Origin of the sequence: Kitasatospora sp. NPDC094019, from assembly GCF_044764505.1 — a bacterium.
Taxonomy (GTDB): Bacteria; Actinomycetota; Actinomycetes; order Streptomycetales; family Streptomycetaceae; genus Kitasatospora.
This window is the reverse complement of record NZ_JBIWIF010000019.1, coordinates 1-26,078: the sequence shown is the minus strand read 5'-3', so window position 1 is coordinate 26,078 and position 26,078 is coordinate 1. Positions and strand designations below refer to the sequence as shown.

General features: G+C 73.4%; 20 protein-coding genes and 3 pseudogenes. 12 read left to right on the top strand and 11 right to left on the bottom strand.

Translation table 11 applies throughout. The annotated features are described in order from the left end of the window. The first annotated feature begins 222 nt into the window (after window positions 1-222). Window positions 223-921 carry a hypothetical protein gene (locus ACIQ9P_RS31860; protein ID WP_402363972.1) on the top strand — a complete coding sequence of 233 codons (699 nt, stop codon included), beginning with the start codon at window positions 223-225 and terminating at the stop codon, window positions 919-921. Window positions 922-1,353: 432 nt separating this feature from the next. Here ACIQ9P_RS31860 and ACIQ9P_RS31855 read toward each other — a convergent pair whose 3' ends face one another. Next, window positions 1,354-2,613 carry an MFS transporter gene (locus ACIQ9P_RS31855; RefSeq protein ID WP_402363969.1) on the bottom strand — a complete coding sequence of 420 codons (1,260 nt, stop codon included), beginning with the start codon at window positions 2,611-2,613 and terminating at the stop codon, window positions 1,354-1,356. A 117-nt stretch (window positions 2,614-2,730) separates the two neighbouring features. Between ACIQ9P_RS31855 and ACIQ9P_RS31850 the strand changes: the two genes are divergently transcribed. Both ACIQ9P_RS31850 and ACIQ9P_RS31845 read left to right on the top strand, forming a co-directional pair. Continuing rightward, on the top strand, window positions 2,731-3,231 hold the full coding sequence (locus ACIQ9P_RS31850) for a MerR family transcriptional regulator (RefSeq protein ID WP_402363966.1): 501 nt from the start codon (window positions 2,731-2,733) through the stop codon (window positions 3,229-3,231). A 114-nt stretch (window positions 3,232-3,345) separates the two neighbouring features. Then, window positions 3,346-4,110 carry a hypothetical protein gene (locus ACIQ9P_RS31845; protein WP_402363963.1) on the top strand — a complete coding sequence of 255 codons (765 nt, stop codon included), beginning with the start codon at window positions 3,346-3,348 and terminating at the stop codon, window positions 4,108-4,110. A gap of 342 nt (window positions 4,111-4,452) precedes the next feature. On the opposite strand, the gene ACIQ9P_RS31840 is transcribed toward ACIQ9P_RS31845, so the two are convergent. Next, complete coding sequence (locus ACIQ9P_RS31840; RefSeq protein ID WP_402363960.1) at window positions 4,453-6,756, bottom strand: MMPL family transporter; 2,304 nt, start codon at window positions 6,754-6,756, stop codon at window positions 4,453-4,455. A gap of 175 nt (window positions 6,757-6,931) precedes the next feature. Here ACIQ9P_RS31840 and ACIQ9P_RS31835 point away from each other — a divergent pair, with 175 nt between their 5' ends. The 4 genes from ACIQ9P_RS31835 to ACIQ9P_RS31820 all read left to right on the top strand — a co-directional run bounded on the left by ACIQ9P_RS31835 (window position 6,932) and on the right by ACIQ9P_RS31820 (window position 11,794). Continuing rightward, window positions 6,932-8,104 (top strand): sensor histidine kinase, encoded by a 1,173-nt coding sequence (locus ACIQ9P_RS31835; protein ID WP_402363957.1) that lies wholly within the window; start codon window positions 6,932-6,934, stop codon window positions 8,102-8,104. After that, on the top strand, window positions 8,079-8,741 hold the full coding sequence (locus ACIQ9P_RS31830; protein ID WP_402363954.1) for a response regulator: 663 nt from the start codon (window positions 8,079-8,081) through the stop codon (window positions 8,739-8,741). Before ACIQ9P_RS31835 ends, ACIQ9P_RS31830 begins: the two co-directional genes overlap by 26 nt. A gap of 232 nt (window positions 8,742-8,973) precedes the next feature. Beyond that, complete coding sequence (locus ACIQ9P_RS31825; protein WP_402363951.1) at window positions 8,974-10,650, top strand: M48 family metalloprotease; 1,677 nt, start codon at window positions 8,974-8,976, stop codon at window positions 10,648-10,650. A gap of 46 nt (window positions 10,651-10,696) precedes the next feature. Beyond that, window positions 10,697-11,794 (top strand): hypothetical protein, encoded by a 1,098-nt coding sequence (locus ACIQ9P_RS31820; protein ID WP_402363948.1) that lies wholly within the window; start codon window positions 10,697-10,699, stop codon window positions 11,792-11,794. A gap of 325 nt (window positions 11,795-12,119) precedes the next feature. On the opposite strand, the gene ACIQ9P_RS31815 is transcribed toward ACIQ9P_RS31820, so the two are convergent. Beyond that, window positions 12,120-13,685: an alpha/beta hydrolase gene (locus tag ACIQ9P_RS31815; RefSeq protein WP_402363945.1), complete on the bottom strand. Its 1,566-nt coding sequence runs from the start codon at window positions 13,683-13,685 to the stop codon at window positions 12,120-12,122. A 304-nt stretch (window positions 13,686-13,989) separates the two neighbouring features. Next, window positions 13,990-14,889, bottom strand: coding sequence for a LysR substrate-binding domain-containing protein (locus tag ACIQ9P_RS31810; RefSeq protein ID WP_402363942.1), 900 nt, complete (start codon window positions 14,887-14,889; stop codon window positions 13,990-13,992). Window positions 14,890-15,061: 172 nt separating this feature from the next. Between ACIQ9P_RS31810 and ACIQ9P_RS31805 the strand changes: the two are divergent. The 3 genes and pseudogenes from ACIQ9P_RS31805 to ACIQ9P_RS31795 all read left to right on the top strand — a co-directional run. After that, window positions 15,062-15,262, top strand: a pseudogene (locus tag ACIQ9P_RS31805) (acetoacetate decarboxylase family protein); the annotation flags it as partial. A gap of 35 nt (window positions 15,263-15,297) precedes the next feature. After that, on the top strand, window positions 15,298-16,275 hold the full coding sequence (locus ACIQ9P_RS31800) for a 3-hydroxyacyl-CoA dehydrogenase family protein (protein WP_402363939.1): 978 nt from the start codon (window positions 15,298-15,300) through the stop codon (window positions 16,273-16,275). 523 nt (window positions 16,276-16,798) lie between these two features. Continuing rightward, entirely contained in the window at window positions 16,799-17,368 is a 570-nt protein-coding gene (locus ACIQ9P_RS31795; RefSeq protein WP_402363936.1) for a hypothetical protein, read from the top strand. Between the two features lie 353 nt (window positions 17,369-17,721). Here the strand turns inward: ACIQ9P_RS31795 and ACIQ9P_RS31790 are convergent, their stop codons facing one another. Together ACIQ9P_RS31790 and ACIQ9P_RS31785 are read right to left on the bottom strand one after the other, a co-directional pair. Beyond that, the gene (locus tag ACIQ9P_RS31790; RefSeq protein WP_402363933.1) at window positions 17,722-19,269 is read right to left on the bottom strand and encodes a trypsin-like serine protease; all 1,548 of its coding nucleotides are present in this window, start codon (window positions 19,267-19,269) and stop codon (window positions 17,722-17,724) included. Window positions 19,270-19,798: 529 nt separating this feature from the next. Beyond that, window positions 19,799-20,179: a hypothetical protein gene (locus ACIQ9P_RS31785; protein ID WP_402363930.1), complete on the bottom strand. Its 381-nt coding sequence runs from the start codon at window positions 20,177-20,179 to the stop codon at window positions 19,799-19,801. 53 nt (window positions 20,180-20,232) lie between these two features. On the opposite strand from ACIQ9P_RS31785, the pseudogene ACIQ9P_RS31780 reads away from it, so the two are divergent. Further along, window positions 20,233-20,539 (top strand): annotated as a pseudogene (locus tag ACIQ9P_RS31780) (IS5/IS1182 family transposase); the annotation flags it as partial. 70 nt (window positions 20,540-20,609) lie between these two features. Here ACIQ9P_RS31780 and ACIQ9P_RS31775 read toward each other — a convergent pair. The 3 genes from ACIQ9P_RS31775 to ACIQ9P_RS31765 form a co-directional block, all read right to left on the bottom strand. After that, window positions 20,610-21,041: a VOC family protein gene (locus tag ACIQ9P_RS31775; RefSeq protein WP_402363927.1), complete on the bottom strand. Its 432-nt coding sequence runs from the start codon at window positions 21,039-21,041 to the stop codon at window positions 20,610-20,612. Window positions 21,042-21,135: 94 nt separating this feature from the next. Then, on the bottom strand, window positions 21,136-22,095 hold the full coding sequence (locus tag ACIQ9P_RS31770) for a sporulation protein (protein ID WP_402363924.1): 960 nt from the start codon (window positions 22,093-22,095) through the stop codon (window positions 21,136-21,138). A 297-nt stretch (window positions 22,096-22,392) separates the two neighbouring features. Then, a complete protein-coding gene (locus ACIQ9P_RS31765; protein WP_402363922.1) occupies window positions 22,393-23,613 on the bottom strand; it encodes an alpha/beta fold hydrolase in 1,221 nt (406 codons plus the stop codon). Window positions 23,614-23,728: 115 nt separating this feature from the next. On the opposite strand from ACIQ9P_RS31765, the gene ACIQ9P_RS31760 reads away from it, so the two are divergent. Next, window positions 23,729-24,325 (top strand): TetR/AcrR family transcriptional regulator C-terminal ligand-binding domain-containing protein, encoded by a 597-nt coding sequence (locus ACIQ9P_RS31760; protein WP_402363919.1) that lies wholly within the window; start codon window positions 23,729-23,731, stop codon window positions 24,323-24,325. Window positions 24,326-24,532: 207 nt separating this feature from the next. On the opposite strand, the gene ACIQ9P_RS31755 is transcribed toward ACIQ9P_RS31760, so the two are convergent. Together ACIQ9P_RS31755 and ACIQ9P_RS31750 are read right to left on the bottom strand one after the other, a co-directional pair. Beyond that, window positions 24,533-25,885, bottom strand: coding sequence for a HEAT repeat domain-containing protein (locus ACIQ9P_RS31755; protein ID WP_402363916.1), 1,353 nt, complete (start codon window positions 25,883-25,885; stop codon window positions 24,533-24,535). Window positions 25,886-25,920: 35 nt separating this feature from the next. Further along, a pseudogene (locus ACIQ9P_RS31750) lies at window positions 25,921-26,078 on the bottom strand (IS5/IS1182 family transposase); the annotation flags it as partial.

Here is a 26,078-nt window from a genome sequence, read left to right as displayed (position 1 = left end):
TTATGGGCCTCCGAGATTCCCGCTCCGGCCGCCATCCCCGGCAAGCGGCCGACCGGAGCGGGCCCCCGCAACACCGAACGCCCCCGGCACCTGCCGGTGCCCGGGAACCCTCAGCGCGAGGCATCGGCGACGGCGTCCACGGCCCTGCACTCCCGAAGCTGCCGCGCATGCCTGGTAGCGTGACCCCCGCCTTATTTGAACGCGTTCAGTATTGGGGTGGGGATGGACAGCACTGGCGTGCGCCGACCGGTACCGCGGTCGGGTTGGATCTTCCTGGTGCTGGCGATGCTGTGCACCGCACCGACCGTGGCCCTGGTGGTCTACGGCGCCTGGGCGACGCTCATGGGCCCTTTCATGGTGCTCGGTCCGCTGGCTGTCGGCATACCGCTGTTCGCGCGGGAAGCCGAGGGCTTCCGGGGTGCCTGTCTGGCGGTCGGCTGGTGCCTGGTCGTGCTCTCCGTGCTCGGCTCCGTCTGGGGGCTGTTCGTGCTGACGCCGCCGGGCATCGTCCTCCTTGCCGCCGCAAGCCGGTCGCGTCCCGAACCTCGGCGCCTGCCGGTTGCGATCGGCGCCCTGGTGTCCGCGGCCACCCTTGGCTTCGTGGGCTGGGTCCTCGTCGAAAAATGGATCGCTCCCTACTTCCGGGAGCCGGACGCGTTCGTCGCCACCGTCCAGGAGCGCCGTCTTCTCCTGGAGGGTGGCTTTCCGGAGCTCCTCACCTACGACGGCTCGCGCCTCGGCCACGGCGCCACCCACGTTGACCTCTCATCGTCCGGCGACGGGCCGGGCGGCCGCCTCGTCGTCGTCTTCGACCCCCGAACACCGGACGCCGACCTCACCGTCCTGCGTCAACTGCTCGCCGACCTCCCGGGCGTCGGCAACGTCAAGCTCTGCGACCCTCCCGCTGGGAACTGCCGCTGACCGCAACCGGAGCTCAACCGCTCGGCCCGGAGCGGAACGGAGCACGCCAGAACCCACCGGGCCGAGCCGGCCGGCGCTTTCCGACAGGACGTTCGGTTGCCGTTACGGGCCCTCGATGCCGGTTCGACGGTCAACTGCGGCACGACAAGAACGCTTCGGCGTCACCGTCACCCCCGACGGCCACACTGCCTGGCTCGACCACCCGGACACTCCCGTCCCGAGCCAGGCATGACCGACCGCCCGCCCCCTCGACCCCCGGCGGCGGTTACCGCGCTCGCCCGGTCCGGCTGTGCCGTGCCACCGAGAGCGGCCCGCCGGGACGGCGGGCCGCTGTGTGCGGCGGTGCGAGCGGGTGGTGCGGTGGTCCGGTCCCTCCGGAAGTCCACGGGGTCGTCCGGGCGGGGCCGAAGCGAACAGCGGAGGTCGCGGCGATCAGCGGGGGTCGTGGCCCGCCCGCATGCTGAGTGCGGCTCCCAGCAGCAGGGCAGCGGTGACGGCCGCGAGCGGGACGGTCCAGGAACCCGTCGCGCCGTGGAGGCCGGCGGCGAGGGCGGGTCCGGTGGCGGCGACGAGGTAGCCGCCGGTCTGGGCCATGGTCGACAGGGCGGCGACGTGGTCGTGGTCGACACCCCGGCGGGCGTAGAGCACCCCCGGCAGGGCCTGTCCCGCGCCCAGGCCGACGCCGAGAACGAGCGCCCACAGGGCCGGGAGCCCGCTCGGCGCGAGCATCAGTCCGGTGAACCCGGCGACGCAGACCAGGACGGTGCCCAGGATGTGCGGGCGCTGGTCGGCGCGGGGTGCGGCGAGGACGGGCGCGAGGAAACCGCCCGCGGCCACACCGAGGATGAGGAGCGCCTGACAGGTTCCGGCGGCCGTCCGGCCGGTGCCGGAGGCGATGAGGACGGAGGGCAGCCAGGCCAGCGCGGTGTAGAAGGCGAGGGTCTGGATGCCGAAGAAGGCCGTCAGGCTCCAGGCCAGCCCGGTGCGGGCCACGTGCGGACGCGGTGCGGGCGCGCCGCCCGCCGGAGGTACGGGCCGGGGCCGGCGGAGGTAGGCCAGCGGGACGGTGCCCGCCGCCGCGAGCAAGGCCGGCACGACGGCGATGCCCACCGCGAGCTGCCAGGAACCCCCGCTCGCCAGGGCGACGGGCGCCACCAGCGCCGCGACGACCGCCGAGCCCACGCCCATGGACAGCGCGTAGACGCCCATCATGGTTCCGACGTGCCGGTGCGAGAAGCGCGTCCGGACGAAGACCGGCACGAGCACGTTGATCACCGCGGTGGCGAGGCTGACGACGACGGTGCCGGTGTACAGGCCCGGCATCCCGAACATGCGCAGCACCGCGCCGACGAGCAGGACGACGCTCGCCCACAGCAGGCCGCGCTCCTCACCGAACCGCCGCCGCACCAGCGGGGCGATCGGCGCGAACAGGCCCATGCAGAGCGGCGGCAGCAGGCCCAGCACGGTCACCGCGGCGGACCCGAAGTGCGCGACCGGGGCCAGCGGCCCGATCTGCCCGAACGCGACCCGGGTGTTCAGGCTCAGCAGCACGAAGCCGAGGACGAGCAGCACCCCCGCCGCCGGAGCCTGGTGGGCGCCGGCGGGGGCGGGCGGCGCGGAGTTCCCAGCCGTTGGCCCGGCGGACGGCGCGGGTATTCCGGTGGTGGTTCCGGCGGAGGAGGAGACCGGCACGGGGCGGCCCTGCCCTTCGGGTTCGACGTTAGGATGCCCTTACCTTTCACGGTCAAGTGCGCTTGAGCGCAAGCCCGGAACCCGGAACCCGGCACCCGGCACCCGGAGGGACGGACGATGGAACAGCAGCTGTACTCGATCAGCACGGTGGCCAAGGCGTTCGGCCTGTCCGTGCCCGCCCTGCGCTTCTACGAGGAGCGCGGCCTGATCAGCCCCGCCGCCCGGCGCGGGCGGGTGCGCCACTACGACCACGCCGCCCTGCAGCAGCTCGCGTACGCCCAGCTGTGGCACGACGACGGCCTGCTGCCGATCGCCGACACCGTCGCCGTCCTGGAGAGCGAGCACGTCGAGGACCGGCACGCCCTGATCGCCGGGCAACGGGAGGAGATGCTGGCCCGAATCCGCAGGCTCACCCGGGCCGCCGCCGTCCTGGAGCACATGCTCGGCTGCCGCACCGACAGCCCCCTGGACTGCCCGATGACCGGTGCCTACATCCGCGCCCGGGTCGACGCCGCCCTCACCGGCACGGAGTTCACCGACGACTTCCTGCCCGAGCACCACCCCGACGACCAGCCGCCCCACCCGCCGAAACCGCACGGCCCGCGACCGGTGAAGTGACCGGTGAAGTGACCGGAAGTCACGGGCGCCCAGGGTCGGCCGGGCCGTCCGCCCGGCATCCCGCACTTCCGGGATCCCTTGACGCTGCCGAGACCCCAGGACACCTTGAGACACATGAGCACCCAGACCTTTGAAGCCGAGGGCCATCGTCCGGGCGACGTGTTGAGATTGGCGTGCCCGTTCACCGAGGCCACGGTCACTGGGGTCTCCCGGTCGCACGTCTCGGTGCGCTGGCCGTGGTGGGAAATCGACACCGTGGCGGACGGGATCGAGTGGAACGGCGATGTGGCTCTTCCGATGCCCGCGGACCGCGACTGGAAGAACGAGTACTTCCGGACCGAGCCGGCCGCGGACAGGCTGAAGAGGGGCGACAGGTGCCTGGTGGGGATCCCCTCGACCGTGGTGCACGTCCTGGCGGTCCACCACTTCGATCCGCCCATGCAGACCGGCTGGCTGCCCCGGCCCACGACCTACCTCGACATCCTGCGGCAGGGCGAGTCCTACGACGCCGGCCTTGACGAGCAGGGGTACGAGATCGACCCGGTCGGCGGTGTGCCCTTCCGACTCGAACTGCTCTTCCGCCCTTTCGCGTTCCTGGAGACCGGCGACGAGGTCGTCGACCGCGCCGGGCGCGCGTGGAGATTCGACGCCCCCTGGTGCTGGAAAGCGTTCGACGGTGGGCAGCCCACCACTCCGTCCTGGCCGCTCGCTCTGCTCTTCCGCAAGGGCGAGCCGACGCCCGAGGCCGCTTCGGCTGTCGCGGAGGCGACCGCCTCCGGCAGCCACGCCGACGAGGTGCGCCGCTGGGTGGAACTCACCCGTGCGGAGCCGACCGCTCCCGCCCGACCGCTCCTGGGGGACGGCACCGTGCGTATCTGACCCGGGCGACCTGGCGACCGTCCCCCGGAGGTTCGTCACCACGAGGACGCGGGAACGACTCCGACACGAACCACAACCGGCGGGGAATCACGTCACCACCGACACCGCACCGGCACCGGGCGGCCCGCTGTGCTCGGCCTCGGCCGCCCTCCCAAGCCGTCCGGCTCGTCCGGGTCAGTCGCCCGGGCCTCACGCACCACGGGCCGGCGGTCGGCGAGGGGCGGCCCCGACGAGCGCGAAGGTCGAGCACTTCGCCGGGCCCGCCCCTGCCGGCGGCGCTTCGGCCGCGCCGCCGGTGACGCCCCGAGGTGCCGGACGCCCGAGGGCCGACGGGGAGTCGGGTCAACGGTCGGCCGGCCGTGGACGGGCGGCCGCGCCCGTGGATTCCACCTCGGAGTCGAGGGCGTCGTCGAGGCCGACCGGGCCTCGGGGGAGCATCCGCTCCAGCCACCCCGGCAGCCACCAGTTGGCGCGGCCGAGGAGGGTCATGGTCGCCGGCACCAACACCATGCGGACGACCGTGGCGTCGACGAGGATCGCGGTGGCCAGGCCGAACCCGAACATCTTGGTGGAGGGGTCGTCGGTGACGGCGAAGGACAGGAACACCGCCACCATGATGAGGGCGGCCGAGGTGATGGTCCGGGCCGTGCCCGAGACACCCTCCACGACCGCCGTGCCGTTGTCGCCGGTGCGCAGGTACTCCTCGCGCACGCGGGAGAGGAGGAACACCTCGTAGTCCATCGACAGGCCGAACAGGATGGCGAAGAGGAACATCGGGATGAACGACACGATCGGGACCGTCGCTTCCAGCCCGATGAGCGCGCCTCCCCAGCCCCATTGGAAGACCGCGACCATGACGCCGTAGGCCGCGCCGATGCTCAGCAGGTTCAGCAGTACCGCCTTGAGCGGTACGAGTACCGAGCGGAAGACCAGCGTCAGCAGCAGGAACGACATCGCCAGCACGGCCGCGACGAACACCGGCAGGCGTTCGCTGGTGCGTCGGCCCACGTCGGACAGGCTCGCCGCGGCGCCGCCGACGTGGGCCCTGGCCGGACCGGGCCCGATCGCCGCGGGCAGCACCCCTGCGCGCAGCCGGGCGATGGTGTCGGCCGTGGCCTTCTCCTGCGGGCCGGTGGTCGGGAACACCACGAGGGTCGCGATGCCGGTGGCCCGGTCGATGTGCGTCGGCGCGACGGACGCGATGCCCGGATCGGCCGTGACCGTCGCGACGAGGCGGTCCAGCACTCCCGGATCGCCGGCGGGGTCCGCGGCGATGACGAGGGGACCGTTGGTGCCCGGGCCGAAGCCCTCGGCGACGAGGTCGTACGCGCGGCGCTCGGTCCGCTCCCGGGGCAGCGAACCGTCGTCGGGCAGCCCGACGCGCAGGCCGAGCACGGGCAGCGTCGCCGTCAGCAGCAGCCCCGCCGCGCCGACCGCGTACGGCACCGGGTGCCGGCACACGTGCCCGATCCAGCGGCGCCACCCGGCGGCGGAGGCGGCGCCGGTCTCCCGGTCCCGCCCCCGGCCGAACCGGCCCGACCGGCCGCGGTCGGGCCGGTCGGATCGCCCCGCCCCGAGTGCCCGGGCGATCCGGCCGACCCGGCCCAGGCGCGGGCCGGCCGCGCCGAGGAAGGCCGGCAGCAGCGTCACCGACGCCAGCACCATGGTCAGAACGACGATCGAGACGGCGAGGCCGCCCACCGTCATGAACGGCACGTTCGCGACCGCCATGCCGAGGATCGACACGACGACGGTGCCGCCGGCGAAGACCACGGGCCGCCCCGCCGTGGCCACCGCCCGGCCGGCCGCCTCGCGCGGATCGAGCCCGCGCGCGAGGTACTCCCGGTGCCTGGCGAGTACGAACAGCGCGTAGTCGATGCCCACCCCGAGCCCGACCATGCTGCCCAGGACCGGTGCGAAGGCGGGCACGTCCGTCACCCCCGCCAGGACCGTCATCGTGGCGACCCCGACGGTCAGCCCGAACACCGCCATGCCGATCGGCAGCGCGGCGGCGACGAGCGAACCGAACGCCAGGAACAGGATCGTGGCCGCGGCGAGAAGGCCGATCAGCTCGCTCACGCCGCCGTCGGGGTCGGAGAACGCGTAGAAGAGGTTCCCGCCCATCTCGACGCGCAGGGGCAGTTCGGCGCGCAGCCGGTCACCGAGGCCGACGAGGGCGTCGAGGTCCCCGGCCGACAGCCGGCTCTGGTCGGGGTACTGCACCCGCACGACCGCGGTCCGCCCGTCGGCCGAGACGAGGCCGCCGCGCACCGCGGTGTCCCCACCCGCGTCGAGCGCCCCTGCCGGGTCGCTCGCGCCGAGCACGTGCGGCAGCCGCTCCACCTCGGCCCGCAGCCGCGTCAGAGCGGTGCGCGCGCCGTCGTCGTCGAAGAACGTCGCACCGTCGCCGAGGGGGGTGACGACCACCTGGGCGGTCATCCCCTCCTGGCCGGTGCCCGCCCGCTCGATCAGTTCCGCGGCCCGCTGCGAGTCCAGGCCCGGAGCGGTCATCGAGTCCGCGGTCCGCCCACCGAGGGCGACCGCGGCGAGGACCGCGAGCACGGCGGCGACCAGCCATGCCGCGATCACCCGCCAGGGACGGCGGGCGGCGCCTGTACCCAGGCGCAGCAGGGATTTCGAGAGCATCGGGTCCTCCAACCACCTCGGCGGCCGTCCTTGTACGGGCGCCGATGCCGAGGTTCGTCGCCGCGGCGCTCTCCGGCATCGGCCCGCCGGCCGCGGATCCGTCGGCCCCGGGGCGGAGTGACGACCCGTCCTTTCGGCCGATGCGCGGCACGCCAGGGTCCCTAGGCTGGTAACCGTGCTCCGAGACGACCTGCGAACCCTGTGGACCGAACCCCGGCCGCCCGACGCTCCCGCCCGGGTGCGGCGGGACTGGGCGCTGCTCGCCGCGAGCCTCGGCGCCGTGGCGCTGGAGGCCGTTCTGCGCGAGGACGTGGTGTGGCGGCCGGTGGCGGTGGTGGCCGCCGTCTGGTTGTGCGTGCTGCTCCTGTGGCGCCGGACCCGCCCGCTGGCGACGGTGACGCTGGCGTTCGGTTCGGTGGTCCTGCTTCCGGTGGCCTCGCTCGTCGCGGCACCGCGCGAGCCGGTCGGCCTGTACACCGGCGCGGTCGTGCTCGTGCTGGTGTACGCGCTGCCCCGGTGGGGATCGGGACGCGAGATCGTGCTGGGCGGCACGGTGATCCTCGTGGCCGGCGCGGTGTGCGTCCTCACGGACGGGAGTCCGGTCGTCGAGAAGGTCATGGGCTTCGTCTTCCTGCTGCTGCCCGGCGCGGTCGGGTCCGCCGTGCGGTTCCGGGTGACCGCGCGCGAGCGGCAGTTGGAGCAGGTGCGCTCCCACGAGCGCGAGCGGCTCGCCCGGGAGCTGCACGACACGGTGGCCCACCACGTGTCGGCCATGGTGATCCTGGCCCAGGCGGGCCGGGTGCTCGCGGGCACCGACCCGTCCGCCGCGGTCGAGGCGCTGGCGGGGGTCGAGGAGGAAGGGGCGCGCACGCTGGAGGAGATGCGCGCCATGGTCGCCGCGCTGCGCGACCGCGGGGTCGGCGCCGAACTGGCGCCCCCGGCCGGAGTCACGGACCTGGAGCGCCTGGTGCGCACCCCGGGCGGTCGTCTCCGGGTCGACCTGGGGCTCGACGGCGAACTGGAGGCGCTGCCCCCGGCGGTGGACGCGGCCGTGTACCGGATCGTGCAGGAGTCGGTGACGAACACGCTGCGCCATGCGGTCGACGCGACCGAGCTCGTCGTCCGGGTCGCCGCGGAAAGGCACACCGTCAGGGTGAGCGTGCGCGACGACGGCCGGCGCACCGGTCGGGGCCGCGACGGGTACGGGCTCACCGGGCTGCGCGAGCGCGCGACCCTGCTCGGCGGCACCCTACGGGCCGGCCCGGGCACCGACCGGGGCTGGCACGTCGAAGCCGAACTGCCGAGAGCGAGGAGCGGGAGCGGTGCCCATTCGCGTCCTCGTCGCTGACGACCAGACGATCATCCGCACCGGGCTGCGGATCATGCTGAACGCCCAGCCCGGTATCGAGGTGGTCGGCGAGGCCGCCGACGGACGCGAGGCCGTCCGCCTGGCCCGCGAACTACGCCCCGACGTCTGCCTGTTCGACATTCGCATGCCCGCGCTCGACGGGCTGGAGGCCACCCGGCTGATCGCCGGCCCGGGCGTCGCCGACCCGCTGGCCGTGGTCGTCATCACCACGTTCGACCTCGACGAGTACGTCTACGGTTCCCTGCGGGCCGGCGCCCGCGGGTTCCTCCTCAAGGACACCGGACCGGACCTTCTCGCCCAGGCCGTACGGTCGGCGTCCGACGGTGAGGCGCTCATCGCGCCCAGCGTCACCGTCCGTCTGCTCCGGACGTTCGCGGACCTGCCCGCCGGCCGGCCCGCGGCCCAGCCGGTCTCCCCCGTCACCGCCCGCGAGGAGCAGGTGCTGCTCGCCGTCGCCCGCGGGCTGACCAACACCGAGATCGCCGACGCGCTGCACATCAGCCTCAGCACGGTGAAGACGCATCTGGCCAGCCTGATGGCCAAACTGGGCGCCCGCAACCGGGTCGAGATCGCGATGTGGGCCTACGAGACGCGCCGTGTCCTCCCGGGAGCCTGACCCGCCGGAGGCCGGGCCTTTGCCCCGTGCCCCTGTGTCCGCCCCGCCGTCCGCCCCGCCATCCGCCGCGAAAGCCCCGGCAGCGTCAGGAAAGCGCAGGTCACGGACGGGAAACGAGTGGGAGAACGTCAGTCCCGGCAGCTACCATGCTCACCTGCCGAACACACGTTCAGCACCGAACCCGTCCCCCGCCGCCACCGTCCCGTGGCGCGCTCCCCGACAAGGAACCCGCATGGGCGCGTCCCAGCCTGCCGTCGGCAGGCCCTCCTCCGGCATGAGCACCTCCGTCAGGGCCCTGACGGCCGTCGCCATGCTCGCCGGCTTCTACCTGTTCGCCCTCGGCATCGTCGCCGCGCTGATCGCCCTCGACGTCAGCCTCTACCAGGCTTCCGGCGGGATGCGCCCGGCCCTGCTGAAGATCTGGGCCGTCAGCGCCGTCATCGCCTACCCCGTCGTCCGGGTCGTCTTCCTCACCCGCCATCGCCGGGACGACCACGAGCTGCCCGGACTGCCGGTCACCCGCGAGGAACAGCCCCGGCTGTGGGCCGTCGTCGACCGGATCTCCGAGCGCACCGGCATCCGCGGTCCGGCCGAGATCCGACTGGTCCCGGAGGTCAACGCGGGCGTCCGCGAGGAGACCAGGTTCCTCGGCCTGGTGCCCGGCAAGCGGCACCTGGTGATCGGCGTCCCGCTGCTGCTCGGCCTCACCGAGGCGGAGCTGGAGGCCGTCCTCGCGCACGAGTTCGGGCACTACAGCAACCAGGACGTCCGCCTGGCCGGGATCACCCTGGCCGGCCGCACCGCCCTCCTGCGCACCGTCGGCGGTCTGCACGAGCGCGCCGACGCCCACCAGGCCAAGGAGGCCGCCAAGCTGCAGGCCAAGGCCGACAAGCGGCTCGCCAAGGGCCGCAAGGCTTCCGCCGACGAGGCCACCGGCGGCGTCGACCGGGTGCTCGCCAAGCTCTTCACCCAGTACGGCAAGCTCTACTTCCGGGTCTCCGAGGCCGTCGGCCGCCGCCAGGAGTACGCCGCCGACCTGGTCGCCGCCCGGCTCGCCGGACGCGACGCCACCGCCTCCGCGCTGCGCCGGATCCCCGCCCTCGACGCGGCCCAGGACTTCTACCTCGGCCACTACGCCACCCTCGGCTGGGAGGCCGGTCTCCTGCCGCCCGCCGGGCAGTTCTACGGCGGCCTCGCCCACCTGCTCGCCGACCCCGAGCGCCGCGCGGAACTCGCCTCCCTGGCCATCGAACTGCCCGGGACCGAGCCCGACCCCTACGACTCGCACCCGCCGATCGAGCTCCGGGTCGCCGCCGTCGAGGCCCTGCCCGACGACGGCCGCGGCGCCGGCAGCACCGCCCCCGCGCTCGGCCTGCTGCACGACGCCGAGCAGGTCCTCGCCGCGCTGGAGGTCGTCAGCCTGGTCCCCGAGGCCGCCCGCAAGGAGCGCGTCGACTGGCCGGCGCTGGTGCACCGCTCGCTGCTCGCCGACTGCCGCGAGTCCACCCGCCCGCTGCGCGACGCGCTGGCCGCCCTCGGCCTGGCGCCCACCGTCGGCGCCGCGCTGGACGCGATCGACGCCGGCCGCGCCCGCGAACTCGTCGAGCGGCTGCCCCTCAGCCCGGAGGCCCGTGCGGCGACCGGCCGGGCCGCCCGCGAACTGGCCCGCCCGGCCCTGCGCGGCGCCCTCTCCGGAATCACCGTGCTCGCCCTGGTCGACGCCGGGCTGACCGGCTGGGAGCTGTCCTGGTCCGGACCGGCCCGGCTGCCGCTGCCCGACGGCCTGGGCGAACGGCTCACCACCGCCCTCGACGCGGCCTGCGCCGACACCCCGGACACCACCGCCGTCCGCGCCCTGCTCACCGAGGTCGGACTCCCCACCGCCCCGGCGACCGTCACCACCCCCTGATCCGGCTCCTTCCCGAATCCACGTTCCACGATCCACAAGGTTCACCATGCCAGTCCCCGTCATCGTCATCCTCGTCAGCGTCGTCTCCGTCGGCGCACTCAAGCTCCTCACCTGGGCGCTCAACCGCTACACCGCCCGCAAGCAGGCCGAGATCGACTCCTGGCACGAGCGGGTCGTCACCGAGTACGGCCTGCTGCCCGAGGAGCGGCAGAACACCGAACGGGCCTGTGCCGCCCCCGAACTCGACGCCCTGCGCGCCGCCGCGGACCGCGGCGACTGGCGCGCCTGCGCCGAACAGCTCGCCGCGGCCGGACCCGACGCGGACCGGCGCTACCGCGTCGTCGAGGAACTGGCCGAAGCGGGAGCCGAGCAGGACGACTGGCTCCGGGCCTGGCGGGCCGAACGGCCCGGGGACCCGGACGCCGCCGTCGTCCACGCCGAAGCCCTGGTGAAGCTCGCCTGGCGCCTGCGCGGCGCGGCCTACGCCGAGGACACCAGCCCCGAGCAGGCCGGCGGCTTCCACCGGCTGCTCACCGAGGCCCGGACCGCCGCCCGCGAGGCGCAGGAGATCGCCCCGCGGGACCCGCTGCCGTGGACCACCGAGCTCTGGATCGCCCTCGGCCTCAACTACCCGCCGGCGGAGTTCGACCGGGTCTGGGCCGGGCTGACCGCCCGTGACCCGCAGCTGTACCCGGCTCACTATGCCGCCGTGCAGTACCGGTCCGCCAAGTGGCACGGCTCCGAGGAGGAGGCCAACGCCTTCGCCGACCGCGCCGCCACCGACGCCCCGGAGGGCAGCCTGCTCGCGGGCATGCGCCTGGTCGCGCTCTTCGAGCACGAGCCCGACGACAACGAGGGCGCCTACTGGTCCACCCCGTACGCGCGGTCGGCCGTGGACGCGGCCCGGCGTGCCGTGGACGCCGCCCCGGCCGGGCACGCCCGGGCCGCGGAGATCCGCCACCTGCTCGCCTGGTGCTACACCATGACCGACCGGCCGGCCGAGGCACTGGCCCAGTTCCGGCTCGTCGACGGCTACGTCGACGCGCTCCCGTGGCGCTACTCCGAGGATCCGGCCGCCTACTACTGCCACATCCGGGCGATCTCGGCCCGCTTCGCCGCGAAGGAGGCGCAGCCGGCCGCCTGACCGGACGTTCCGCCGGCCCCGGGCAGCGGGGCCGGCGGGACGCCCGGCCGCCGGTGTGCGGTCGTCACGGCGGCCGGGCTCTGAACGCGGTGGGCCGGTCCGGACGGCGAAGAGGGGATGTCCGCCGTCCGGACCGCGCTCTCGCCCACCGCACCCACTTCTCACCCGGATCCGCCGGGGCAAACCCGCCACCGCGAACCGACCCTTTCGGCGCCCGTTCCGGGAGGTCCGACGCTCGCACCGTGCGGCGGGCCCCGGCCCCGAAGACCTGAGGAGGGACGCCGTGGGCCCCGGCGGACCGTTCCGGGCCGGCCCCTGGTCCTTCCTACGGGCGGGGTGAGGGGCAGTCGGTGTCGCGGGCGGGCAGGACGCCGTCGAGGAGGTAGCGGTCCACGGCCGCGTCCACGCAGGTGTCGCGCGGGGCGAACAGGCCCGCGTAGACGGTGTGGCGGAAGGCCCCGCGCAGGGTGACGAGCCGGGAGCCGGTCAGGGCCCGGTGGGCGGAGAGCTGACCGGGGTAGGTGGCGGCCGGGTCTCCGTCGGCGCCGACCAGCAGCACCGGGACGGCGTTGCGCACCCGGGTCGGCGCCTCGGCGGGTTCGGCGGGCCAGAAGGTGCAGGGGGTCAGATTGCGGGTCAGCGGGCCGAACAGCGGCTCGTCGGCGCGGTGGGCCTGGATGTCGCGGTAGTAGGCGAGCGGGTCGCGCGGGACGGCGCGGTCCGCGCACATGATCGCGGTCTGGACGGCGGCGTAGCCTCCGGTGTCGGGGGACGCCAGGCCGGTCAGCACCGCCTCCAGCAGCGGCGTCGGCTCCGCCGGCCGGCCCTCGGCGGCGTCGCGCAGAACACGCACCAGGGCGGAGAACTCCTCGTAGGTGTTGTCGTCGTCGCCCGCCGACACCGTCCACAGCACCTGCGGCAGCGCCCGGGCGTCGACGCGACGGGTCCCGACCGTCAGCGGAGCGCGTTCGGCGGCCAGACGCACCCGCTCGACCGAGGCCAGCACCTCGGCGGTGCTCGCGCCCAGGTGGTGGCGGTCGTCGTGGCCGGCCGCCCGGGCGGCCCAGGCCGTGAGCGCGGCCGCCATCGCGGGCCCCTGGGTGGCGGTCAGGTCGGGACCGAAGCGGTCCGGATCCATGGCGGCGTCGAACACCGCCCGCCCCACCCGGTGGGGGAACATCTGGAGATAGACCTCGCCGAGGTAACTCCCGTAGGAGGAACCGAGGTAGGCGACCGTCGCCTCGCCCAGCACGGCGCGCACCAGGTCCAGGTCCCGGGCGGTGTTGCGGGTCGAGGCGTGCGGCAGCAGCGTCCGGTACGGGGCGCAGCGGGCCGCGAGGTCCTTGGCGAGTTCGGCGGAGCGGTCGAAGCCGAGACGGTCGGGACCGGCGGAGCCCGGGCCGGACGCCGGCCACCCGCAGTCCAGGGGGCTGCTGGCGCCGACGAAGCGCGGGTCCATGGCGACGATGTCGTAGCGGGCACCGAGGGCGGGGGCGGCCTGACGCAGCGCGAGGGAGAGCGCGCGGGCGGGGACGCCGGGGCCGCCGGGGTTGTAGAACAGGGTGCCCAGGCGGTGGGCCGGGTCGGTGGCGGGCAGCCGGGAGACGGCGATGGCGAGCGTGCGTCCGTCGGGGTGGCGGTAGTCGAGCGGGACGGTGATCCCGGTGCAGCGTGCGCCGGCCGCGTCGAGAGCGGCGCCGTCGGTGTCGTCCGAGCCGATCGCGCAGGGGTGCCAGGGCGGTTGCTGGGCGCGCAGTGCGGCGAGCGGGTCGACGGTGGTGACTGCGGTGGCGGCCGGTGGCGGGGCGGCGAGTGCCGGGGCGGCCGACGCGGTGAGGAGGGTCATGGCCAGCACCGCCACGGCGGCGGCCGACTCGGCGGCGCGGATCACGGTCTCTCCCTGGGGTTCCTCGGCGGGCCGTCGGGGCGAGCGTAGGTGCCCGCGGCAGCCGGGCACGTCCACCGCCGGTACCGGACTCCCCCGCCGAAGTGCCTCTCGGCGTCTGCTACTTCAGGACCACCCGCGGCGCGGAGACGTCATTGTCGCGCTGGTGTCCTGACGTTCCCCCCGAAACGTCGCGCCCAGGGTTGTCACCGCGGAGGACGAGCGGATCCGGTGGTGTCTGGATCCGCTCGTGGCGGGCCCCCGGGAACGCCGTCCCCCCTCCCCCCGGCCGGACCCACCCCTCCGGCTGTCACACAGGCCCGTACAGCCGGGTGGCGAGGTCCAGCACCCGGCGGACGGCGGGGTCGGGCCGCGGATGGTGGACGGCGGTGACGATGCTCTCCAGGTGGAGGGAGTCGCCCCGGAGCGGGACGCAGGTGATGCCTGGCAGCGGCAGGTCGAGCAGTGCCTCGGTGAGCAGGCTGACGCACAGGCCGGAGGCGACGTAGCCGAGGAGGCCGGTGAGGTCGTCGGCGGACGCGCGGACGAGCGGGGTGAATCCGGCTTCCCGGCAGGCGAGGTGGAGTTCGCTCAGCAGTGTCGGAAGGGCCGTTGCGGTCGGCAGGACGAAGGGTTCGGCGCTCAGCTCGGCGAGGTCGAGCGTGTCGGCTCCGGCCAGCGGGTGGCCGGTCGGCAGGGCGGCCATGAGGCGTTCGCGGGCGAAGACGGCGGTGGTGAGTTCGGTCGAGACCGGTGCGGGATCACGGATGAAGCCGAGGTCGAGTGCGCCGACGCGGACCATCTCGGCGACCGCGGCCGAGGAGTCCTGGTGCAGGAGGACGCGCAGGTCGGGCAGTTCGTCCGCTGCCGCCCGCAGCAGCTTCGGCAGGTAACGCAGGCTGAGCAGGCTCACGTACCCGAGGCGCAGGTCGCCCGCGAAGCCGTGGCCGACGCGGCGGGCCCGGTCGAGAGCCGCTGTCTCGGCGCCGAGCAGGCGGGCCGCGTCGGTGGCGAAGACCTCGCCGGCCGGGGTGAGGCGTACCCCGCCGGGTCCGCGTTCGAAGAGCGGCACGCCGACGTGGCGTTCGAGGCGTTGGATCGCCTGGCTGAGCGGGGGCTGGCGCATCAGGAGGCGCTCGGCGGCCCGGCCGAAGTGCCGTTCCTCGGCGACGGCCAGGAACTGTTCGAGAAGGCGCCGGGACATGTCCATATGGATCAGGATATCGAATGGTCGACCATTGGTATTGGACGGATATCACTCGGGTGCAGTCCACTGGATGACGGAGCCACCGAGAGCATCTCCTCTGGAGGACGCAATGAAAGCCAGCGACGTCACCCGGGCCTTCGCCAGCCCGCTGGACTCTCCCGCCTACGCCCCGGCCCGCTACCGCTTCACCGACCGGGAGTACCTCAACATCACCGTGAAGAGCGCCTTCCGCGGCCCGGCCCGTCTGGAGCTGTTCGCCCACGCGCTCGCCCCGCTCGCGGACCTTCCGGTGCTGGAGGTCGTCTCGGCGAGCCACATCCGCACCGACCTGACCCTCGATCCGGCCGAGCCCGTCCACGACTACCTCGCCCGCTGAAACCCCGCACCACCTTCCACGAAAGCCGTACCGCCATGTCCGACACCCTCTCCACCCCGACCGTCCACCCCGCCCCGACCGGCCGCCGCCGCGCCGCCGTCATCGGCGGCGGCGTCATCGGCATCTCCTGGGCGGGCCTGTTCCTCGCCCACGGACTCGACGTAGTCGTCAGCGATCCCCGCCCCGACGCCGAGGACCTGGTCCGCGCCGGGCTCGACGCCATCGCCCCGAGCCTGGCCGCCCTCCGCCTGCCCGCCACCGGATTCGGCGAGCGCCTGCGCTTCGAACCCGACCTGGCCACCGCCGTCGCCGACGCGGACATCGTCCAGGAGAACGGTCCCGAGCGCCTCGACGTGAAGCAGCAGATCTGGCGCACCGTCGAACAGGCCGCCCCCGCCGACGCCCTGCTGGCCACCTCCACCTCCAGCATTCCCGCCAGCGCGATCGCCGAGGTGCTCGACCGCCCCGAACGGCTCGTCGTCGGCCACCCCTTCAACCCGCCGCACCTGGTCCCGCTGGTCGAGATCGTCCCCGGCGAGCACACCTCGGCGCGGACCGTCGAACGGGCCCGCGCCTTCTACGCCTCGCTCGGCAAGAAGCCCCAGGTCCTCCACAAGGAGGTCCCCGGTTTCGTCGCCAACCGCCTGCAGTCCGCCCTCTTCCGCGAGGCCGTCCACCTGGTCGCCGAGGGCGTGGTGACCGAGGCCGAACTCGACGCGGTCGTCACCGACTCCATCGGCCTGCGCTGGGCCGTCGCCGGACCGTTCCGCACCTTCCACCTCGGCGGCGGCCCGGACGGCCTGCCGCACTTCCTCGCCCACCTCGGCACCGCGATGGAGGCCGGCTGGCCGGGCCTGGGCCGCCCGACCTTCGACGAGGCCACCGTCGCCCTGCTCACCCGGCAGGCCCAGGACGCGTTCGGCACCACCCCGGTCGCCGAACTCGCCGAGCGCCGCGACCGTGCCCAGATCACCCTGATGGCCGCCCTGCGCGACGCGCCCGACACCGCCTGACGCGCCCCCCGACTGCTCCCGCATCCGGCCCGGCCCCGCACCCCGGCGGGCCTGGCCGCAGGGGTGCCGGCCGGGACGGTCCTCGACCGGTACCCTCCGCCGCCCGGCCCGACACGGGCCGCGCCGACCGGTGTGCAGCGCGAACGGGGACCACAGCGGGCCGGCGGCTGAGCGGATCGCCCGATTCGGCGGCGAGCTGCCGGGCGGGATGGCCGGGCTGCTGCCCGGCTGTCGGGCGGGACGGCCGGGCTGCTGCCCGGCTGCCTGGCGCCCGCTCCGGGACCGGGCCAGGTGCCCGTACCGATGGTCCCGGCGAGGGCCTCTCCGACCCGCAGGCTCTTGGCGAGCGCGCCGACACCGGGCAGGGCGGCCAGTGCGTCGGCCGCCAGTCCCACGAAGGTCGCCGCCTCCCGGTCGCCCTTGATCGCCGCGTCCCGATCACACGCCCGCCCCGGACCGGCCGGGACGGGGCCGCGGGAAAGGCGGTTCTCACGATCCCGGTGTGATCGGCATACTTCCGCGCATGAACATCGTGGACAACGACCCGCGGCCGCACCACTACCGCTTCGCGCACAAGGTGCTCGCCGACCTCGCCCGCGACCTGGGGCCGCGGATGCTCGACAGCGAACCGGAACAGGGCTTCGGCCCCGGGCTGGTCGCCCTCTGGAACAACTTCGGTGAGCAACTTCCCCCAGCGGACCGGCTGCCGAGCGAGGGCCTGAACGCGGACCTGATCACTCTGGGCCGACACCGGTTGCTGGTGGTCGTCCTGCCCCGACCCGCCGCACCGGCGGAGGCGTACTACGCCGCCGTCGTCCAGCCGGGCGGCGCCGACCGCTGCCGGTACCTCACCCTGGAGCTGGCCCTGAACCCGTTCACCGGGGAGCCGTACACGGTGCTCGGCGAGTGGGCGGACGGCAGCCACCTCAACCTGGGCCCCGGCCCGGCCTCCGATCTGTCCGGCTTCCTGACCGCCGTGGTGGACCTCTTGGCCGAACCGGAAGCCGGCCCCACCACAACCGCCCACCCCGGCCCGCCCACCCCGCAGGACAAGCCCGAACGCCGCGGTCTGCGAAGGCTGTTCGGCCGGTAGGAATCGCCCGACCATGGCCCTGAGCGCCAACGACGACCGGACCGTCCGAGGCTGACGGAGCATTCGACGCCCGCCCGCCCGCCCGGCCGGACCGGCTGCCGCGAGTGCCCCCGGACGACCCGCGGACGACCCGCGGACCGCGAGCCGTCCTGCCCACGCGCCTGGGGGTCGGCCTGGCAAGCGGTCGGAGAAGCCGCGCCTCCAGGAGTTCGCCCCGCGCCCGCAAGGGTCCTCCCCGAGGTGTGGTGGCGATTTCGCACCCGAAAGCTGCGCGGCGGACCCGCACCTTCGCAGTTCGGATCATGTGGTTGAGGCCCCTGACCCCAACCACACGATCCGAACCGTCAACAGACCTAGCGAGGTCCTGCCGTGGCACCGGTCAGCGAACAGCCCGGGCGGTTCAGGTTCAATCGCGAGCCCGTGGTGAGGCAGGCGGCGATCTGGTGGACCTGCTGGCCGTAGCTACGGCCCTGCACCGCCGTCACGGATCCGTCCCGGCCGACCTCGCAGGGGTTGTTGTTGGTGCACTGCTCGCCGTCGCGGTTGTGGGTGTTGTTGATGCCCACGACGGTCTCCCCGTCGGACGCCAGCAGCGCGCTGCCGGAGTGGCCGGGCCCGCTGGAGCAACCGGCGTAGCGCACCGCGCGGTCCTGTTGGTAGCCGTCCTCCCGGAGGTGCGGCACCACGGCGTCCACCGTGCACGACGGACGGTTGAAGTTGTAGGCCATGGTGAGGCGGTCACCCTTGCGCATCGGGGTGGTGGACAACCGGAAGACCTTCGCGCCCTCCGCCGCCAACTGCGCGTAGGTCTTGTCCAGCCGGTACAGCGCGATGTCGGTGCCCGACATCGTCGCGTACACCAGCCGGGTCGCTCGGGCGCTGGTCCGGGTGTAGCCCTCGGGGTCGGTGATGGTGACCGGGTCCTTCAGATCGGCGGGCCGGTCCACCAGGGCCGTGCCCGGTACGGGCCGACCGCTCGGCACGCAGTGGCCGTTGGTCAGCACCAGTGCCGGGTCCTTGGGGCGCGCGGTGGGGGGCCGCACCACGGACCCCACGCAGTTGCCCACCTTGGCCGCGCCCTCGACGTTCGGGATCGGGTCGAACGGCGGCACATCGGTTCCGTTCACGATGCCGTTGATCCAGGGGGTGTTCTTCGCGACATCGGAGTACACACCGGGGAAGTCGGAGTCCTTGCTGCTGCCACCGACGACCGTTCCCGCCAGCACCCACTCGTTGCCCTCGCGAACCAGGGCGGGCCCTCCGGAGTCCGTCGTCCCCGGCCCGGCGGGAGGATCGACACGGCCGATGCACAAGGGCGGAATGCCCTCGACCTCGTCCAAGCACTTCTGGAGCTGCGTGACCTCGGTGTCGACCTCGCGCAGTTTGTTGGAGAAGCACGTGGTGTCGGCGAAGTCGTCGCAGCCCGTCGAGGACGGGCCCCAGCCGAGGAGGCGGGCGGGCGTCCCCGCGGCGGGCGTGGTCCCGGCCAGCCGTACGGGCTTGGCCCGCACCGGGGTGCGCAGGTGCAGCAACGCGATGTCCTCGCCCGGGGGGTCGTACTTGGTGATGCGCCGGTAGAACCGGTCGACCTCGGCGACCTCGCCGCCGGTGGTGACGTCCAGCGACCCGACGCGGACCTTCCAGTCACGGGGAACGCCCGCCTTCGAGCCGGTCGGGGTGCTGGCGCAGTGCCCCGCGGTCATCACCCAATCGGGAGCGACGAGCACGCCCCCGCACCGGTGGCCGTCCGCGCGGGGAGGGTCGTACTGGACCGAGACCATGAACGAGTACGGCTGAGTGGACTCGGTACCCCCGACGACGGCCTGTGCCGGTAAGGCGGTGACCAGGCTCGTGATCGCCGCTGCCCCCGTCGTGAGGACGGCGGCCGTCCTTCGGCTCATCCATGTGCGCATGTGTGACTCCCGTTCGTCCGCCGCCGGCCACGAGGCCGGGCGGGTATGTACGGAGGAACGGCACCGGGCCGTTCCGCATGGCCACGATCTTGAACGCAGGGAGTGTCCGGCGGACTTCAGTTGTGCTTCAGGCGCAGCACGACAACCACGCAAACGTGTTTCAGCGTGGGCCGACCCATGCCTCGGTTTGCCCGGACCTCGCCGGTACTCCCACTGGAGGGCTTCGCCGGACGGCGGGTCAGTGGGTGGGTCCTGCTCCGGGGCAACCGCGAGACGGCGGCGGCCGAGGTCGGCAGTGATGAGGTGGGGCTCCCCAGCGCATGCCTTCTCGCCGCGAAGGCGGGCGCGGTGCTGGGCGGCCAGCACGTCGGGGCGACGGGCGTCGGTGTTGCGCCGGCGCAGGTGGGCACGCAGGACCCGGGGGTCGGGGTCTCGTCGGCGGAAGCCGTCGTCCCCGCTCCGGTCATCTCACCGTCGCGGCGTGCCCGAGAAGTTGGTCTCCTCCGGGTCCGTCCGACTACCCGTCGACCGTCCCGGCGCAGGCTCGGAAGAGGCCGAGCAGCTCGCGCCCGGGCACACTGTCCGGATCAAAGCCCTGGATACGTCGTACCGCGGACGGGACCCCGGGCTCCAGGAGCAGCGCGCCGTGGCAGCGGAAGCAGAACGCGACCTCGAAGAGGAGGTCGGTGGAACTGTGGGCGCGGATGCCGTAGGCGGGCACGAAGCAGCGATGCAACTCGTCGTCCGGCAGTTCGGCCACCAGACCGAGCGCCCGCCGGACCTGGTCCTCGATCCAGATCTCCAACACATCGCCGACCACCGCGCCCGACCCTGTCCGCGCGGTGATGCGGACCACCTCGATCAGGTCGGTCCGCGCGGCGGTCCCGGGAAGCAGCATCCGTACAGGATCACCGACAGAGCCGCGACTTGGGAAGCCTGCCAGGCGGGGGGAACCATCGCTGCTCGACGAAGCACCAGGTGGTCGTCGACGCCGACACTCCCCTGGTCGTGGTGGTCGGCCTGCCCTGCCCGCGGCACCGGCCTCGTCATCCCGCACCGCCGATCCCGAGGCGGCGGACCGACTGGCCGGCAGGCCGAACACCACCGCGACCACGAACGGGTTCACGCCCGCGTCGGGCACGCCTTCGCCCGGATGAGGACCTGGAGGATCCCGCGCGACTGCCGGCCGGGAGGCGACGGTGTGCGCCACGCGATACACGGCGTTGCCCGCCCGCACAGGCTCGCCCCCACGGGATGACTCCCGCCGCGTGCGGGACCTGAGAGGGCCCCGGGAAACGGCTCCCAGCCTCGCAGTCTTCGAGGAGGAATCAGGCGAGGCAGAACTCGTTGCCCTCGATGTCCTGCATCGTGATGCACGACTCGTTGACGCCGTCGGCGCGCTGCGTCAGCACGTGCTTCGCGCCGAGCGCCGTCAGCCGTGCGCATTCGGCCTCAAGCGTGGCCAGGCGCTCGTCACCGACGAGCCCGACACCGGCCCGCACATCGAGATGCACCCGGTTCTTGACGACCTTGCCTTCGGGGACCCGCTGGAAGAGCAGACGCGGGGCCACGCCCGCGGGATCGGTGCACGCGAAGTAGACCGTGTCCTCGGGCGGCAGCGAGCGGAAACACTCCTCCCACGTGGCGAAGCCCTCCGGGACCGTCGGCAGGACGTACCCCAGCACCTCGCACCAGAAGGCGGCGAGGCGCACCGGCTCCGCGCAGTCGAAGGTCACTTGGAACTGCTTGATCGTTGACATTGGCGCACAATAACAGGGGCCTGATCATCTTCCCAGGTCAGGAGGATCACACGATCTCGGGAGGAGGGCTGCTACCCGCGCTGGCGATGCTGCGTCAGGCCGCCATGCCGAGTTCGGTCCGGGTGCGGTTGAGAAACTCCCGCACAGCCGTTTCCCGGCGCCACGGCGCGAGGGCCGCATTGAACTCGCGGACGTAGTCCAAGGCGCGGGTCGACTGAACGCGGGCGAGCACATCGATGGCCTGGTTGCCGAGCTCGAGCCCGTGGTCCAGGTCGCGGTCCTGGAGGTGAGCGGTCACGACGATCGCCAGCCGCATGCCTACCGGGCGAGTGAACACCCCGGACTGCATGGCCGCCGCCTGGGCGTTCCAGGCCAGCGCTGCCTTGGGGTTCTTCAGGTCACGGAAGATCTCGGCAGCGTCGGCAGAGAGCCCGGCGTGGTGACAGAAGTCGATCCACGTCGGTTCCCCGGCGCCGTCGCGGACCTGGTCGAGCAGGCTCTCTGAGGCGGCCAGCGCGGCCGAAGCTGCCCTGGCGTTGTTGTCGCGAGCATGAGCCCGGGCTTCGATCAACTTGGTGAACGCCAGCACCCGGGGGGCCGCCCCAGCCTTGGCGCGCTCGAAGGCGCCCTGGGTCATGTCGATGGCCTCGCTGGCGAAGCCCCTCAGCAGGGTCTGCATCGCCATCGTGGTGAGCACATAGCAGCCGAGCTCGATGTCGCCGCCGGCCCGCGCGAGGCGGAGTGCCTGGATGAAGTGCCTCTGGGCGGCGTCGTGCTGGCCGACGTCGAAGGCGGTCCAGCCGGCGAGGCGGGAGAGTTCGGCGGTCACGGAGAAGAGTTCGCGGCCCACGTCATCGCTGAACGAGCCGTTCATCTGCGCATCCGCCATACCGATCTCCGCCAACTGCACGGTCCGGCCGAGCCGTTCGCCGATTGCCCAGCCCAACAGCTTGGGCACCGGCCAGTCGGGGACCATGCCCCGGCGGCACCGGTTCGCAACCGAGGTGTGCGTATGTGCGGTGGTCAGCCCGGCCTCGTGGGCGAGCTGGCTCACCCGCAGGGCCAACGATTCGTGGCTGGCCCCCTCACACTTTTCGATCGGTGCGCCGCGGGGGCCCGCCCCCCCCCCGGGGGGGGGGGCGCGCGGGGGGGGGGCCCGGGCCCCCCCGGGGGGGGCGCCCGCGCCCCCCCCGCCGCCCGGGGGGGGGTGGGACCGGCCCTGGGGTTTGGCCGGGGGGGGGCGCCCCCCGCCCCCCGCCCCGCGGGGGGCGCCCCCCGCCCCCCCCCCGGGGGGGGGCCCGCCCCGCGCCTGTCGGGGCGCGCGGACCCGACCGGGCCGGGCTCCGGCGCCTCACTCGCCCGCGGCGAGGGTTTCGTCCAGCCAGTCGTAGATCCGGGCCTGGGTCAGGCGCATGGCACCGGGGTGGCAGTGCGCGCCGGCGCCTTCCTCGGCGGTGAACAGCATCAGGGTCCTGGGGCAGGTGAGGTGGTCGTAGAGCTGCTCCGGCTGGCCCTTGAAGAACATGTCCTGCTCCGCGTCGCAGACAAGCGTCGGGCACTGGATCCGCTCGGCGATCCCGCCCGCGAGGGTGTAGTCGAGGTACGAGGCGTTGAACGCGCGCGGGGTGTCCACGCCCATCACGTACATGCCGTGGTTGATCGCCCAGCGCGCGATCGGGTCCTTGTCCATGATCTGCTCCATCGCGGCGTCGAGCTCGGGGGCGGACGGCGCGCGCAGGAGTCGCTCGGCCTCCTCCCGGGTGCCGGGGATGTTGCGTACCGACGTCTCGCCGAGGTCGTAGAGGCCGTCGACGGCGACCAGGGCGGCCAGGCGGTGCTCGAACGCGGCGGCCCTGGGGGCGAGGACGCCGCCCATGCTGATCCCCATCAGCGCGATCCGACTGTTGTCGACGTCCGGGAGGGCCTCGGCGAAGTCCACGACCGGGGTGACGACATTCTCCCAGTCGGGACGGAAGACCAGGCCCTCGCGGTGACGCGGACCCGGCATGCCGGGACCGTCGAAGACCAGCACCGTGTAGCCGCGCTCCACGCCCGCCATCGCCCCGAAGAAGTGCAGTTCCTCCGCGGTGCCGTCGAAGCCGTTGTGCATGATCAGCGTCGGGCGCGGCGTCCCGGAGTCGTCCACGCGGTACAGGTAGCCGGGCAGGGTGGTGCCCTCGTAGGGGATCTCGACCGGCTCGATGACCGGGGTGAACAGCGCGGCCGCCGACCGGAAGCACTCCACGCTGCGCTCGTAGGCGTCGTTGTGCCGCGGGTCGCAGGGGTTGCCGTGCAGGAAGAACTCGGCCGACCGGTAGTAGTTCGACGCCCGCAGGAAGCCGTCCCGGGCGCTGACCCGGTGCCCGGCCGCCAGCGCCTTGCGCGCTTCGCCCGAGACCCGGTCGGCGGTGGCCAGCCACTCGGTGTACCAGCTGGCGTAGTCGCCCTCGACGATGCGCTCCCCGGTCGAGACGACCTCGCCGAAGTCGGCCCCGCCGTAGGCGATGTGACTCATCGACCGCAGGGTCTCGTACCAGAACTGGATGTTGTTCGGGAACAGCAGCTGCTTCATCGCACACACACTCCTCGGACGTACCGGCCACTCGCAAGCACGGATCTGTGCTTACGACGAGAACTGTAGACCCGCCGGGACGCATAAAGCAAACATCTGTGCTTACGATGTGGGAGTGACCTCGAAGCAACCGACCACCCGCACCCGCAAGAGCCCCGAACAGGTACGCGCCGCCGTCCACCAGGCGGTCGTCGACCTGCTCTGCGACCCGCAGGGCGAAGACCTCACCATCCCCGCCGTCGCACAGCGCGCCGGCGTCAACCACACCAGCCTCTACCGGCGTTGGGGCAGTCTCCAGGCACTCCTGGCCGACGTGGTCACCACCCGCCTCGAACGCGACTCGCCCCTCGACGACACCGGCACCCTGCGCGGCGACCTCCTCACCTGGGCCCGCGCCAGTGCCGCCAGCGTGCGCACACCCGAAGGCCGCGCCCTCGTCCGTGCCGTCATCCTCTCCATGCCCAGCGGCACCCAGGCCCAGGACGAACGGGCGCAGCACTTCCGCCGCCGCATGCACTCCATCGAACAGATCCGCCTGCGGGCCGCGGCCCGGGGCGAGAACCCACCACCCGTCGAGCAGATCCTCGACCAGCTCGTCGCACCGTTCTACCTGCGCGCGATCTTCGGCATCGACCCGCCGGCCACCGGCTACCCCGAACTCCTCGTCGACCGGCTGCTCGGCAGTGCGGGCACCGGCCCCGCCCCGGACTGACGCGCCGCGGACGGAGCCGTCACTGCCGGACCGGCCCCGACCCCGGAGACGGGGCCGGGGCCGGCGGTGACCCGCTCACCGCGAGTCGATGGACGCGATCGCGTCGACGTCCCGGACCGGCTCACGTCCGGCACACCGGGCGGCGCGCACCGCCGACCGTGCCGAAGACCGGCACGGTCGGCGGTCTGTCATACCTCCGGGCTCCGACTACTCGCGCGGTATTCTCCAGAGCCCGGAGATCCGATGGTCGTACTCCGAGAACGCGTCGAGGGGTCCGACCCGGTCGTACGCCTCCTCGGTCCGCGGGTGGTTGCGGAGAGCCAGTGCCCAGGCCGCCTCCAGGCGCAGTTCCGCGTCGTCCTCGCCGAGGAGCGCCAGGAAGGCGTCCAGGACGGGAACGCTCCGGTCGTCGTAGCCGGCGAGTGCGGCTGCGGCGTGGCGCCGCACCCAAGGGGTCTCGTCGCCAAGCAGCACGAGCAGGGCGCCCCGGACCGCCGGATCCAGCCGTTTGTCCGAGGTGAATCGCTCGTCGAACACCTGGGCGACGGAGGCCCGGACCTCCGGATCGGGGTCGTGGACGAGGCCGAGCAGCGCCGATGCGGCCGCGCGGCCGCGGGTCGTCCGTTCCCGGCTCACGCAGAACACGGCCTCGCTGCGTACGCCCGGATCGGGATGGCCTATGCACCGCAGGCCGATGGCCTCCTGCTCCGGATGCTCGTGCCCGTTGTAGGCGCGCAGGACGGCGGCCAGGACCTGCCCGTCGCGCTCCTCCCGCGCCCAGGATGCGAGGAAGCCGGCGTCCTGGGCGATGTCCGGTGCGCGGTCCACCGTCGCGAGAAGGTTCCGGTGCCACATCACCTCCGCGAGGAAGCGGCGGCAGACGGGATCGGGGTGCTGCCGAAGCGCGACGAGCTCGGACCAGATGCGTGGGCCTCGGCGCCGGCCCAGGTAGGAGGTGGCCGCGAACCAGTTGCTGTCCCCGTCCCTCGCGTGCGGGACGGCTCGTGCCATCACTTCGGTGAGAGGCGGGAAGACACCGAACGCCCACTCGAGGTGGGTGAGGATGGTCCCGTGGCCGTCCCTGACGGTGTGGCCGCCGAGGGAGAACTCGTCGATCGTGTCACCGTCGGGATCGTCGACCTGGCGCTCGGCAACCGGCTCCGCGACTCCGGTCCGGCGGCGCAGCTCTTCGACCACGCCCGCCTCGTGCCAGTGCCGGGCCAGGTCGAGCAGTTCCCTCCGGGAAGCCTCGGGCAGACGAAGCCGAGGTTCGCCTCCGAGTACCGCGGAGACCAGCGCGGGCGAACCGGTGGCGACCGCCCGCAGCAAGGGGGTGCTGCCGTCCGGAAGCTCGCGGTCCTGGTCGGCACCCGCATCGACCAGAACCTCGGCCGTGACGTGGTCGAACCTGGCCACGGCGGTGCAGAGCAGAGGTAGTCCGTCGAAGCCCGAAGTATCCGGCGCCGCCCCCTGCTCAAGGCAGGTCCGCACCGTATCGGTGTCCCCGGCGGTCACGGCACTGACCAACCGGCCGACCAGGTCCGACGACGAATCCGTCAACAGCTCCCCCTGCTAGGTGCTGTTGAGGATTGGGATCATGTGGTTGAGGTCAGGAGCTTCAACCACATGATCGATCCGCGAAGGTGTAGGCCAGCCGCGTAGCTTTCCGGGCTCTTGTCGTACCTGGTGGCCAGGCCGCGCCAGGTCTTGAGCTTCTGGAAGCAGCGCTCGACGGTGTTGCGCTGCTTGTAGC